Annotated in this window: 9 protein-coding genes; 2 read left to right on the plus strand and 7 right to left on the minus strand. The window is 69.7% G+C overall.

The features are described from left to right. Nucleotides 1-5: 5 nt before the first annotated feature. Nucleotides 6-1,358, plus strand: coding sequence for a formimidoylglutamate deiminase (locus AC1PZ7_RS22140; protein WP_482357335.1), 1,353 nt, complete (start codon nucleotides 6-8; stop codon nucleotides 1,356-1,358). Between the two features lie 74 nt (nucleotides 1,359-1,432). Here AC1PZ7_RS22140 and AC1PZ7_RS22145 read toward each other — a convergent pair whose 3' ends face one another. The 5 genes from AC1PZ7_RS22145 to AC1PZ7_RS22165 all read right to left on the minus strand — a co-directional run bounded on the left by AC1PZ7_RS22145 (nucleotide 1,433) and on the right by AC1PZ7_RS22165 (nucleotide 7,400). Next, complete coding sequence (locus tag AC1PZ7_RS22145) at nucleotides 1,433-2,686, minus strand: RNA polymerase sigma factor (protein ID WP_482357336.1); 1,254 nt, start codon at nucleotides 2,684-2,686, stop codon at nucleotides 1,433-1,435. After that, entirely contained in the window at nucleotides 2,683-2,829 is a 147-nt protein-coding gene (locus AC1PZ7_RS22150; RefSeq protein ID WP_482357337.1) for a hypothetical protein, read from the minus strand. Before AC1PZ7_RS22150 ends, AC1PZ7_RS22145 begins: the two co-directional genes overlap by 4 nt. A 595-nt stretch (nucleotides 2,830-3,424) precedes the next feature. Further along, entirely contained in the window at nucleotides 3,425-4,075 is a 651-nt protein-coding gene (locus AC1PZ7_RS22155; RefSeq protein WP_482357338.1) for an Isoquinoline 1-oxidoreductase subunit, read from the minus strand. 44 nt (nucleotides 4,076-4,119) lie between these two features. Further along, nucleotides 4,120-4,635: a (2Fe-2S)-binding protein gene (locus AC1PZ7_RS22160; protein WP_482357339.1), complete on the minus strand. Its 516-nt coding sequence runs from the start codon at nucleotides 4,633-4,635 to the stop codon at nucleotides 4,120-4,122. Beyond that, nucleotides 4,632-7,400, minus strand: a complete 2,769-nt coding sequence (locus AC1PZ7_RS22165) for a xanthine dehydrogenase family protein molybdopterin-binding subunit (RefSeq protein WP_482357340.1) — start codon at nucleotides 7,398-7,400, stop codon at nucleotides 4,632-4,634. Before AC1PZ7_RS22165 ends, AC1PZ7_RS22160 begins: the two co-directional genes overlap by 4 nt. 336 nt (nucleotides 7,401-7,736) lie before the next feature. Here AC1PZ7_RS22165 and AC1PZ7_RS22170 point away from each other — a divergent pair, with 336 nt between their 5' ends. Beyond that, nucleotides 7,737-10,868 (plus strand): multicopper oxidase family protein, encoded by a 3,132-nt coding sequence (locus AC1PZ7_RS22170; protein WP_482357341.1) that lies wholly within the window; start codon nucleotides 7,737-7,739, stop codon nucleotides 10,866-10,868. On the opposite strand, the gene AC1PZ7_RS22175 is transcribed toward AC1PZ7_RS22170, so the two are convergent. Together AC1PZ7_RS22175 and AC1PZ7_RS22180 are read right to left on the minus strand one after the other, a co-directional pair. Beyond that, nucleotides 10,865-12,469 (minus strand): FGGY-family carbohydrate kinase, encoded by a 1,605-nt coding sequence (locus AC1PZ7_RS22175; RefSeq protein ID WP_482357342.1) that lies wholly within the window; start codon nucleotides 12,467-12,469, stop codon nucleotides 10,865-10,867. The two genes, AC1PZ7_RS22170 and AC1PZ7_RS22175, sit on opposite strands and share 4 nt — an antisense overlap. 2 nt (nucleotides 12,470-12,471) lie before the next feature. Next, nucleotides 12,472-13,200 (minus strand): SDR family oxidoreductase, encoded by a 729-nt coding sequence (locus AC1PZ7_RS22180; RefSeq protein ID WP_482357343.1) that lies wholly within the window; start codon nucleotides 13,198-13,200, stop codon nucleotides 12,472-12,474. Nucleotides 13,201-13,289 lie beyond the last annotated feature (89 nt).

The raw sequence follows: 13,289 nt of genomic DNA on the forward strand, positions 1-13,289 counted from the left end.
TCGCCATGACCCGCCTGTGGTTCGAATCTGCACTTCTCCCAACGGGTTGGGCTTCGAACGTCGCGATCGGCATCGAGAACGGCGTCGTCTCCTCTCTGTCGCCCGGCGCCACTCCGGCGCCGGGCGACGAACGGCACGCCATCGCGCTGCCCGGCCTTTCCAACCTGCACAGCCACGCCTTTCAGCGCGCCTTCGCCGGCGGCACCGAAGTGCGCGGACCCACGGGTGACAGCTTCTGGACCTGGCGCGAGGCCATGTATCGCGCGGTCGACCGGCTGGACCCTGAGGATGTCGAGGCTATCGCCGCCCAGACCCAGGTCGAGATGCTGGAGGCCGGCTTCACCCGGGTCGGCGAGTTCCACTACCTGCACCATGACCGCGACGGCCTGCCCTATGCCGACATCGGCGAATTGTGCGCCCGCATCGCGGCAGCCGCCGACGGCACGGGCATCGGCCTGACGCTGCTGCCCGTCTTCTACGCTCATGGCGGCTTCGGGCCGCAGGCACCGACGCACGGCCAGCGGCGTTTCATCAACGATGTTGAACGCTTCGGCCGGCTCATGGACGCGGCCCGGCAGGCGCTCGCGCCTCTGCCGGACGCCGTGCTTGGCCTTGCCCCGCATAGCCTGCGTGCCGCGACCGCCGGAGAGATAGCCGCGATCCTGCCGCTCGCCGACGGGCCGATCCATATCCATGTCGCCGAGCAGATGAAGGAGGTCGAGGACTGCCTCGCCTGGAGCGGCCGCCGGCCGGTCGCCTATCTGCTCGACGAAGCCCCGGTCGACGGGCGCTGGTGCCTCATCCACGCCACCCACATGACGGCGGACGAGACGGTGCGCCTGGCGCGGAGCGGCGCCGTCGCCGGACTCTGCCCGATCACCGAGGCCAATCTCGGCGACGGCATCTTCCCCGCGTCCGCCTTCGCCGCCGCCGGCGGCACCTATGGTGTCGGTTCCGATTCCAACGTGCTGATCGATGCCGCCGAGGAACTGCGCCTGCTGGAATATTCCCAGCGCCTCGCCCATCGCGCCCGCAATGTGCTGGCGATGCGCGAAGGCCGCTCGACCGGCGCCACGCTGTTCGAAGCCGCCCTCAGAGGCGGCGCGCAGGCGCTGCGCGGCACCTGCGGCCTCGCCATAGGCACGCCGGCCGACCTCGTCAGCCTCGATGCCACGCACCCGGCGCTGGAGGGGCGGCGGGGCAATGCGGCCCTCGACGGATGGATCTTCGCGACGGCGCAGAACGGCATCGATTGCGTCTGGCGGCGCGGCGTCAAGCTGGTGCAAGGCGGCCGGCACCGTGACCGCGATGCCGTGCGTCGTCGCTTCCGCGCGGCGCTGGGCAGGATCGCGGGCTGAAGCGGCAAGCCTTTGCGGCAACGCCGGAAACCGGCTCGGGCGGTCGGACGGCCGCCGGAGGGGGCGCCTCCCCCTCACTCCAGCCCATCCAGTTGGGTACGAATATGGGCGGCCTCCGCGGCCGTGGTCGCGAGGCTGAGCGCGGTCATGAATCCCTCGCGCGCCTCATTCGTTCGGCCGAGTTGCACCAGCAGCGCGCCGCGCAGGCCGTGATAGTGGAAATAGCCGGCCAGCCGGCCGCCCAGCGGTTCCACCATGGCGAGCGCCGCCTCCGGCCCGCGCAGCTTCGCGATCGCCACCGCCCGGTTCAGCGTCACGATTGGCGAAGGCTGCATGATTTCGAGCGTGCCATAGAGCAGGTCGATCTGCGCCCAGTCGGTTTCCTCCGGCGTCTGCGCCCGCGCGTGCAGCGCCGCGATCGCCGCCTGCACCTGATAGGGGCCGGGCCGGCGATGGCGCACCGCCTTGTCGAGCAAGGCAAACCCTTCGGCGATCAGCGGCCGGTTCCACAGCGCGCGGTCCTGCCGGTCGAGCAGGATCACGGCTCCGTCCTTGTCGAAGCGCGCGGACGCGCGCGCGTGCTGCAGCAGCATGAGCGCGGTGAGCGCCATGATTTCGGGCTCGGCCTGGAACAGGCGCAACAGCAGCCGGGCGAGACGGATCGCTTCCTCGCACAGGGGCTCGCGCGCGGCGGAGGCGTCGCCGGCGGCGGAATAGCCCTCATTGAAGACGAGATAGATCATGGCGGCGACGGCGCCGAGGCGCTCGGCCCGCTCGACAGGGCCCGGCGGCTCGAACGGCACGCCGCCCTCCCCTGCCTGGGCCTTGGCGATGCGCGCCTTCGCCCGTGTGATGCGCTGCTCCATCGCCGCCTCGCTCACCAGGAAGGCACGGGCGATTTGCCGGACCGAGAGCCCCGAGACGATGCGCAGCGCCAGCGCGATCTGCTGCGTCGCCGGCAGGTCCGGATGGCAGCAGATGAACAGCAGGCGCAGCACATCGTCGCGATAATGCGCGCCGTCCATGCGCGCGGCGATCTCGGCCTCGGCATCCCCGGTGTCGGAGAACGCGTCCTCGGGCGGCAGCTCGGCCTGCTTCGCCCGGCGCCTCACCACGTCGAGCCCGGCATTGCGGCCGACGAAGACGAGCCAGGCGCTCGCGTCGCGCGGCGGGCCGTTCTGCGGCCAGCTGTGCAGGGCGCGCAGGCACGCCTCCTGGAACGCCTCTTCGGCGAGGTCGAGATCACGGAAATAGCGCAGCAGCGCAGCGACCGCCTGCGGGCGCGCGGCGGCGAGCGTCAAGCCGATCGCGTGGGCCTCGCCCGTCATAGCCGCGCCGCCGGGCCGAACCTGCCCGCCCCGGCGAGCCACGCCTGCGCGATGGCGAGCCTTTCCGTCACCGCCTCATCCCGTTCGCGGGCCCGGGCACAGACGACGTCTTCCTGATGGTGGCAGAGCAGGGCGTGGAACATGTGTGGCCTTTCGCAATGCTGGAAGGGTCAGCCGCCGGTGATGACGAAGACGTCGGCGCCTCGGCGCCAGCGGTGCCGGGAGGCGGGCGCGAATGAGGCCAATTCCGGCACGAGGAGGCGGTGCCTTTTGCAGCAGCGGGAGAGGCACAGCTGAACCGCCCCGGCTCGCCCCCACCTTCTCAGGCGCCGAAGCCTCCGACAAACCCGGGGCGATTGAAATCGTGTCGGGTGCGCCACTTCCGTACAGAACCGCGAACGTTGCCCGCTTGAGTTTACCGGGGCGGCCTGATCGTGCCAATTGCCCCCGCCAGGATGCTTCCGGCACAGGTCGACAGGGTGTCGATGGCCGTTCCGGCGGCGTGCCCCCCCGATCTCCCGCATGAAGGATGGAGCGCCCGGTGCTGAACCCGCAGCATGACGCGTACTGGAACGACGAGGTCCGTCTTGCCGGGCATGGGGACGTCGACAGCGCCGGTACGACCTGCTCAAGGCCTGAGCGGCAGGAGACTTCAGCGCCGACCGGCGGCTGGCGGTATGCCTGCCCGCGGGCGGGCGGGGCATGGCCCCTGTGTGGCACCGGTGTAGCGCCTGCCGCTCAGTCGGCGGGACAGGCGGCGCCGGTGTCGATCCAGGCTTCAACCAGCGCCTTTGCCTCCAGCTGGGTACCCGGCGCCGGAATCCGGCCGGGGCCGGGGTGCCAGGCCCAGCCGACCAGGCTGTCGTCGCCGATATGCTCCACGAGGTCCTTGAGCGACCGGCCGCCGTTCCGGGCGGGGTCCTTGATCTGCCGGCAGATCTCCGCGAGCGTCTTGCCCTCGAACGCCATCTGCCGCGGCGCCAGCGCCCACGGATCGTGGCCGGGCATGCGGGCGGGATCGTAATTGGCCTTGCCGTGGCAGATCGGACAGCGCATCGCGGCGAGCCCCATGCCGTCGACGCCCCGGAACACCGGCGGCTGGTGAAGGCGCCGGCTATCGCCCTGCCGCGGCCTGTTGCCGGCGGGATGACAATTGACGCAGCGAGGGCTGGTCAGCACCCGGCCGAGTTCGGTGAAGACCGCCGCCGAGCGCGCGGCCTCGTCGCCGAGCGTCGCGAAACTCTCCGGCGGCGCGAGGCCATCGGAGGCCGCGCCCGCAACCGGACGCGCCGCGAGAAGCGCCAGAGCGAGGGTGGTGGCGAGGGTGGCCGCGAGCGTTGCCGCGCCGACGCAAGCCAGCCATGGCGGAAGGCGCAAGATGGAAATCATCGTCGATCGCCCCCTGAGAGATGTGACCGGCCGCCCCCGGACGTCTAGGCGAGGTAACGGCCGGGGTCGGCGAGAACGACATTCCTGACCGCCTCGTGATAGCGGACATATCCCGAGCACCGGCACAGATGCCCATCCAGCGCCTCGAGGATCGCCTGTTCGAGCGTCTCGCGGGCGATCGGCGTCGCTTCGAGCCGCTCGAGAAACACCTGGCCCTCATTGAGGAAACCCGCGGTGCAATAGCCGCACTGGAACGCGAAATGCGCGATGAAGGCCTTCTGCAGGGGCGTCAGCCCGTCCTTGCCGGCATGGCCCTCGACCGTGCGGATGCGCTTGCCGTTGAATTCGGTCGCCGGCGCGACGCAGGTGGGCTTGGTATAGCTCGTGCCGTCGGGATCATCGACGATGACGGCGCAGCTCAGGCACTGGGCGGCACCGCAGCCGAACTTGGTGCCGGTCATACCGAGAACCTCCCGCAGGAAGTCGTTCATCGAGAGGTCGTCGCGGACGTCGATCGGGCCGTGCGGGCGATCATTGATGGTCAGTGAAATGGTGGTCACGCGAGCACCTCCCGCAGCATCTCCTGCGTCACCGGCAGCGACTGGAAGCGATGCCCGGTGGCGTCGCAGATCGCGTTGAGAAGCGCCGGCACGACCGGAAGCATGACGACCTCGGCCATGCCCTTTGGCGGCTCCCTGGCCGAGATCGGCGGCAGCACCTCGATTTCGAGGCGATGGAGCGGCAGGTCCGAGGCGCGGGCGACGACATAGTCGCCGAGGTTCCAGCGGCCATTGCCGGGGCCGTCCTCGAAGGGCGGCAGAGATTCCAGCAGCGCGTAGCCGACGCCCATCGCGAACCCGCCCTGTGCCTGCCCCTGCACCAGTTCCGGCACGAGAACCTCGCCGCATTCGAACACGCTGTAGGCCTGCGCGATCCGGATCTCGCCGCTCGGCACGGCGATCTCGACACGCACAGCCGTGCCACAGGACGAGGTGAAGGCCGTGCCGATGCGGTTGTAGTCGGTCGGCGGGAAGAACACGAAGCTGCGGTCGAGCACCTCGAAGCCGCCCGTCCCGCGACGGACCGCCAGCGCGTCGATATTGGAAACCCAGTCCAGTCCGTCGAGCGGGAACGCCGCCTGCGCCCACGCCCAGCGCGAGAAGGCGTGGGCCATCGCGCCCGTCACAGCCCCCCGCTCATGCGCCCTTGCCGCGATGTCCGCCTGGGCGAGCGGCGGCATTCCCGACAGGATCAGATGGTCGTCCTGCCAGAACGCTTCCTCCCAGAGCGCCTCGCGCGGATCGCCGGGGCGAATGTTCCAGAGATCGAGCGCGGCCGGCCAGAGGCCGAAGCGCAGGACGATCCGCGCCGCCTGCGCCGCCGCCTGGGTGCCCACATGCGCCCCGATCGACGCGCTGGTGGCCGAGCTGATCGCCGGAACCCAGCGCGGGTTTCGCGCCGCCGCGTCCTGCTCCGCCTGCGTCATGCTGTAGGGATCGCCGGAGGACACCAGCCCGAGTTCGTCGAACCGGTCGATTTCGGCGACCGTCACCGCATCGGCGGTCCGGCCGAGGATCCCGGCGACGCGATGGGCGATCGCCGTGCCGATCCCGTTGCCCATCTCGACCGCGTCGGCATGGATGGCGATACGGCCGTCCGGGCCGACCTCGACCCGGCCGAGCGAGCAGTCCGCGCCGGTTCCGTAATCCTTGGTGCAGCAGGCGACGCCGGTGCCCACGCGGGTCCCGTGCGGCGCCGCCGCCTTGTTAGCGGCACGGTCGCGCCAAATCGGATGCGCCTCCAGCCTGTCGAGGATTTCGGGCGTGCGCACCGACACCGTCCAGGGATTGCCGGTCATGGTGCGCGCGCCGGCGAGCAGCAGATTGCGGCGGCGCAGATCGATCGGGTCGATCTTGAGCTCGACGGCGGCTTCGTCGATCAGCGTCTCGATCGCGGTCATCGTCTGCAGCGTGCCGTAGCCGCGCATCGATCCCGCGGTGACGCCGCGCGTGTGCTCGGCGACGGTGGTCACGTCCACCTTCGGGATATCGTAGATGCCGGTGGCGGCGGTCGCGCCGACCACGGCGACGCTTGCCGAGTAATTGGCGAGACCGCCCCCATCGAGCACATGGTCGCCGGCGAAGGCCACGATCCGGCCGGTCGCGCGGTCGATACCGATCTGCGAGCGGATCTGAAAGGCGTGGCGCTTGATGCCTCCCTGGAACTGCTGGTAGCGGTCATGCGCCAGCCGTATCGGACGGCCGGGCAGGAACAGCGCGGCCAGCGCGACATAGAGCGGGAACGGCGTGTGATCGCGCCCGCCGAAGCCGCCGCCGATCGAGGTGAACTGTACCTGGAGCCGCTTCGGCCTGAACGCGGCGGATGTCTCGCCGAGCATGAACTCGACCGCCTCGGCGGCCTCGAAGGGCGACTGCACGCCGAGCACGAGATGGAGCGCGGCCTGCCCGTCCTCGTACCAGGCCAGGCCGCATTCCGGCTCGAGGAACATCGGGTCGACCGACTGCGTCTGGAAGCTGCGGTCGAGGACGAGGAGCGCCGGGTCGTCCGCGGCGAGCCGTTCGCGGATATCCTCGCCGAAGGTCGCACCCCTGGCGTAGTCGCCGCCCTCGGCGAGCGGAAGCGGCTTCCAGATCGGCCGGCCGTTGCTCTCGGTGAAGCCGGGGCTGATCCAGCCCTCCTGCAGCGGCGAATAGAGGTCGGGCGAGGACGGCGTCGGCCCCGCGACCCGGGTGAAGCGCAGGGCGGCATAGTTGGGCAGCGTGCGCGGCCCGGTCTCCGCGCCGAACCGGACCGGATCGCCCGTGCGCAAGGCGACGCGCGCGCGGTCGAAGGCGTCGAAGGTCTCAAACAGAAGCAACGCCACCGGCTGGCCGAGATAGAGCGGCGTCGTTCCGGCCGGACAGAACAGGTCGCCGGCGTAGAAGGGCGGCACGCGGGTGCCGACCCGCGCGAGATCCTCCGCCGTCACCACCACGGCCGGCCTGGCGTCGGCGCCAAGCGCCGCCAGATCGATGCCCTCATAGACATGGGTGGCATCCGCCGCGCGGACGAGCAGCGCATGCGCCGTCCCCGACGGCCAACCCTCCATGTCGCTCGCCCGGAAATCGGAGACGTAGAGCTTGGCGCCGGTCACCTTGGCGATGCCGTCGATCCGCCCGCGCCCGGCCAGAGCGGGGTCGGGCCAGCCCGGAAGGGTCTGCGTCGCCTCGAAAGGCAGGGCGTGCGCCGGAACGAGGCGCGAGAGGCCCAGCGTGATGCCGCTGGCCGCGACCCAGCTTACGAATTCACGACGCGTCGGCCGCATCGCCGCTCTCCACTCGGTGGCCTGATCGCCGACACCGCCGCGACGGAGGCAGATTAGAATACTTCCCACGTGGCGACCAGCGAATGACCTAACGTTATTCGGGCCCGCAACTGACCGCGATCGTCTTCATCGCGCGACCATCCTTGCCGTCATATGCCGGCCACCCCGGGGTGGCCGGCGCGACAGGGCGACCGTCGCCACGGCAGGCGCGCATGCACCCTGTCACCCATCATGCGGCCTCTTGATCCCGCCCGGAATTCCATCGTCGCTCGCCCGTGTCGGGAGCGCATCCGTGATACGCTGTCTCAAGAGGCATGCGGGCCTCGGGGGCGTACTATGAACCGTTCCATCCGGCAGGTCGCCCGGGCAATCCAGGCGACGATCCTCCTCGTAGCGCTGGGCGTCGGCCCGGCATCTTCCCAACCGTCCGCTCACGTCGCGGCCGAGTTCCGCGAGCCCGTCACGCTGTCGAGCGTCGACGGCGTGCTGGAGGTGACGCTCACCGCCCAGCAGAGCGAGGTCGAGCTCGACACCGCGGCGGTGCCGGTCAGGAACGCCCTTCTGTTCGGCTACCGTCTCATTCGCGGAAAGGCGTCGAATGGCGAGACCAGCGCGCGCGGCATCTATCCCGCGCCGACGCTTCAGGTCTTCCCCGGCGAACGGCTCGTCATCCATCTCGAGAACGGCCTCACGGGCCTCGACATCCGCGATTTCTACGACCCGAACTACACGCGCGACGGCGCGGATGTGCCCGTCTATCCCTCGCCCCTCACAAAATCGCCGCTGAACCTGCACACCCACGGCCTGCACGTCAGCCCGAAGGGCAACTCGGACAACGTGCTGCTCCATATGCCGATCGGCGTGGTGAACACCTATGTCTATGACGTGCCCACCAGCATGCCGCAGGGCGCCTACTGGTACCATCCCCATCTCCACACGCTGACGGCGGCGCATGTCTATTACGGGCTCGCCGGCCTGCTCGCCATCGGGCGGACCGACGGCAATCTTCCGCTCGTGACGCAGAAGGCGATCCCGATCCGGAACATGGTGCTTCAGTACAATTTCGTCTTCGACCGGCAGGGGCCCGATCCGCAGTTCAACAACCCCAACTGGCCGCAATTCGTGAGCACGCTCACGCCGCCGGCCGAAGGCGAGCTGGCGGCCGGAACCTATCGCCCGGTTCTGGCGCCGGTGAATTTCACCCAGTCCCGGAAGGGCGCGCGCTTCGCGACCGTATGGTATGCGGGGCCGCTGTCGATCAACAACATGCGCGGGCGCTTCCAGTTCATCCCGAACAACCTGCAGTCCTTCACGGCCACTGCGGGACCCGAGGGAAACGTGCCGGCCGATCCCTCGCTCCCCGACCATCTGCGCGACATCCAGTTCACCGTGAACGGCCAGTTCCAGCCGGTCATCCGCAGTAAGCCGGGGCAGACCGAGATCTGGGTCCTCGCGAATATAAGCGACATGGCCTACATCACCGTCCGGCTGACCGAGACGGCGACCGGCCGTCACCCGAAGATCGCCATCGTCGGGCAGGACGGCAATCCGAGCCCCTCGGTGCGCACCCCGGTCGAAGAGAACGGAACACGCCTGGTCATCGCGCCCGCGTCGCGCTTCGCCATCGCGGTGACCATTCCGGAAGAGGGCGAGCTGGTGCTCGACATGCCCGAGCGGGGCGGCGGCGCCAGGACGGAGAACGCGCCGGGCATCCTCTACACCAATGCCGGCACGGAAAATCCGCCGGCCGTGCTCGGCACGCTCAGCGTGGCGCCGTCGGCCGTGAGCTACTATGACGGGTTCTTCTACTTCCCGACCCAGGTCCTCGCACGGGCGGTCGCCGGCGAGGGCCGTGGCGAAACGACGGTCTTCGCCGACGGCCAGCCCCTCGGGGCCTTCACCTCCTTCGACGATCTGTCCACCGTCACGCCCGACCTCACGCGCAACATCCTCATCAATGGCGGCTTTCTCAACAACCTCGCGAGCAAGGCCGATCCCAAGGCCTTCATCTATGCCTTCAACAGCGAGGCGTTTCCCAACGTCCCACTGATCCAGCCGCGCCTGAACTCGGTGGAGGAATGGGCCTTCCGCAACGAGAACAATGACGAGCACCCCATCCATGTGCACGTCAACGATTTCCAGATCACGAGCGTCTCCGACCCGACCATCGGCCTGAAGCTCGGCCCGCAGATGCAGGGCATCGACAACGCCAACGTGCCGGCCCCGAATCTCGGACCGAACGAGACGGTGATCGAGCCCGGCACGCTCTCGATACGTACCCGCTTCGAAGACTATGCCGGGCTGTTCGTCATGCACTGCCACCGGCTCAACCACGAAGACAACGGCCTCATGGCGCTGGTCAACGTCATCCCGGCGGTCTCCTCCTATGCGGCGGCGATCCCCGGGGGCCCGGGGCGACCGGCCACGGTGCGCCTGATGGACGGCGACAGGGAACTCGCCACCGTGACGCCGTTCCCCGGCTTCGAGGGAACGCTCAGCGTGGCGATGGGCGATGCCGACGACGACGGTGTTTACGATCTGGTCGCCGGCGCCGGTCCCGGCCACGCGCCGGACGTCGTGGTGCTGTCGGGCGCGGGCGGGAACGGGACAGCCCCCTTCACGCGGGAGCTGGCGCGCTTCACCGCCTTCGACACCGCCATGACCGGCGGGGTGAGCGTCGCGCTCGCCCAGATCGACGGCCTCACGTCGGGCGACAACATCATCGTCGGTTCGGGACCCGGCACCTCAAGCGAGATCCGGGTGTTCAGTTCGATGCTGCCGCCCCTCGGGAAAGCCCCCGAGCTCTTCGCCACCTTCAACCCGTTCTACGGCGAGCGAAACGGCGTGGTCGTCAGCACGGGCTTCGTCGATTTCACCACGGGCCGGCAAAGCATCGTCACGGCGCCCGGTCCCGGCTCGCTGTCAACCGTCAAGGTGTTCGTCTTCCCCCTGTTCACGGCGATGGACGGCGTGATCGGGAGCCACCTGCACCGCGTGAAGGGCCCTCCCCGCCCGGCGCTGTCCACCTCCTTCACGCCGTTCGGCGAGGACTACCGGGGCGGCGTATCGCTGGCGACCGGCTGGCTCGCCGGGGTGCTGGGCGGCGCCGAGCGTATCGTCGTCGGTCAGAACGACGGGGCCGAGGTGCGCGTTTTCTCCAGCGGCTCGGCGCTCGACGGCGGACCTTCCATGTACCTGCACAGCGCCGCCGCCCACCCGAAGGCCGTCTTCACCGAGATGGCGCGCTTCACCCCGTTCGGCGCCGACGCCCGCGGCGTGAGCGTCGCCACCACGAGCACGACGACGGGGGCCGATCTTCTCGTCGGCGCCTCGCCTGGGAAGGGAAGCGCCATGATCCGCCGGCTGTCATTCGAAAGGGCGAGCGAGACGGCGACCTCGCTGACGGCCACGCTTGTCAGCGAAGCCTCCGTGGAGAGCCCCGGCGCGACGGGCCTCGGCGGCGACTAGTCGCGAAGGCCGCGATAGGCGGCCTGCAGCGCTTCGAAGCTCCCGAACCGGCGCTCGTGCCAGGCGCGGTTGGCGGCGGTCGGCGAATGGACCACGTCGATCTCCGACATGGACAGCATCGCCGTCTCGAAGCCGTCATAGTGGCCGGCGGCCACGGCGCCGAGCATGGCCGAGCCGAGCAGCACGGGCTCCGGCGAACTGATGCCGGCGATGTTCACGCCCGCCGCATCCGCCAGCACCTGCCGCACCAGCGCGTTCTGGCCGGCGCCGCCGGACACCACGACGGTGTCGGTCCTCGCGCCCTGCGCCGCCTGCGCGTCGAGAATCTGCCGCAGCCCGTAGCCGATGCCGGCAAGGCCCGCCATGTAGAGTCCGACGAGGCTGTCGAGCCCTTCATCCATGCCGAGCCCGGCGATGATTCCGCGCGCGAGATGGTCGGCGAAGGGGGCGCGGTTGCCGAGAAATTCCGGCACCACGTGGAGCGTGCCGACGAGCTCGGCGATCGCAGCCGCGCCGCCTGCCGCCTCGGCGCGGCCGGCGAGCCACATGCTGAGATTCCGGCCGTCCGCCCGCGCCGATTCCAGGGCTTGCGGCGCCGCCGGATGCAGACGCACCAGCCGGTCGATCGCCGCGCCGGCGGCGGACTGGCCGCCCTCGTTGAGCCAGAAGCCCGGGATCATGGCCGAGAAATAGGGGCCCCACACGCCGGGCACGAAGGCCGGCTCGGTCGTGGTCAGCAGCGTGCAGGCCGAGGTGCCGAACACATAGGCCATGCGGTTCAGCGCGCCTCCGGTGCCGCCGCGCGCGCCGACCGTGCCGAGGCCGCCGGCATGGGCGTCGATCAGACCCGCGGCGACTGCCGTGCCGGGAACGAGGCCGAGCGCGGCAGCGGCCGCCGCGGTCAGCCCGGCGCCCAGCGGGGTGCCGGCGGCGGCGATGTCCGTGCCGATCCGCGCAAAACCCTCATCGGCCAGCACACCAAGGCCGATCCGCCGGAAATACTCCTCGTCCCACCGCCGCTCATGCGCGAGATAGGTCCATTTGCAGGCGACGGTGCAGACCGAGCGGACGAGACTGCCGGTCGCCTTCCAGGTGAGGAAGTCGGCGAGATCGAGGAACTGCCAAGCGCCGTTGAAACTCTCCGGCAGTTCCTCATGCAGCCAGAGCAGCTTCGGCGTTTCCATCTCCGGCGAGATGGTGCCGCCGACATAGTCGAGCACGGGGCTGCCGAGCGCGTTGATGCGGTCGGCCTGTCCGGTGGCGCGGTGGTCCATCCAGACGATGACGTTGCGCGCGGCATCGCCGTGACGGCCGACCGGCACCGGCCGGCCCTCCGCCCCGAGCACCACCAGCGAGCAGGTGGCGTCGAAGCCGACGCCCTTGACCGCGGCCGGAGGGACGCCGGAAGCCTCGAGCGCCTCGCGCACGCTGGCGCAGACGGCCTGCCAGATGTCGTCGCTGGACTGCTCGACGATGTCGCCCGGCTCCTTCCAGATCCGGATGTCCCGCTTGGCCGAGGCGAGCAGCCTGCCCGTCACGTCGAAGATGCCGGCGCGGACGCTGCCGGTTCCGACGTCGATTCCGGCGAAACACCCGTTCATGGTCAGAGGTCCGTTCCGTTCGGCAGGATCACGAGATCACGAATGGTGACATTGCGCGGACGGGTCAGCATGAAGATGACGCTGTCCGCCACTTCCCTTGGTTCCATCAGCGCGCCGGAGGCAAGCGCCTCGTCGAGCTTGGCCTGCGGCCAGTCCTTGATGAGGGCGGTGACCACCGGCCCCGGCAGCACGGCACCGACGCGCACGCCGTCTTTCGCCACCTGCCGACGCACCGTGTGGACGAAGGCCTGCACGGCGAATTTCGAGGCGGTGTAGACCGGCTCCCACACCACCGGCACCACGCCTGCGATGGACGAGGTGAAGATCACGTCGCCGGTCTTGCGCTCCACCATGTGCGGCAGCACCGCCCGCACCGTGCGGAAGGCGGCGTTGACGTTGAGGTTCAGCACGCGGTCCCACACATCCGGGTCGCCGTCCACCACCGGGCCGCCAATATAGGCGCCGGCATTGGCGTGAAAGATGTCGAGCTGGCCGCATGTGTTGAGGATCGAGGGCAGCATGGTGGCGACGCTCGACGGATCGAGCAGGTCGACCACCAGCGGCACCGCCCGGTCGCCGAGCCCGGCGCAGATCTCCGCGAGTGCGTCGGCGGCGCGGTCGACGAGGACGACGGTCGCCCCCTCCTCCAGCATCGCGCGGGCGCATTCGAGGCCGATGCCCGACGCCGCGCCGGTAATGGCGGCAACCTTGCCCTGAAGCCTGCTACCCATGTGGAACTCCGATCGGGTTGATGTAGACGCCCGGTCGAGCGGGCGGGAAGAAGCTTCTTTCTTTTCCTCTTCCCGATGGGGAGAGGGGG

It is taken from the genome of Ancylobacter sp. TW_SC_1, from assembly GCF_056836805.1.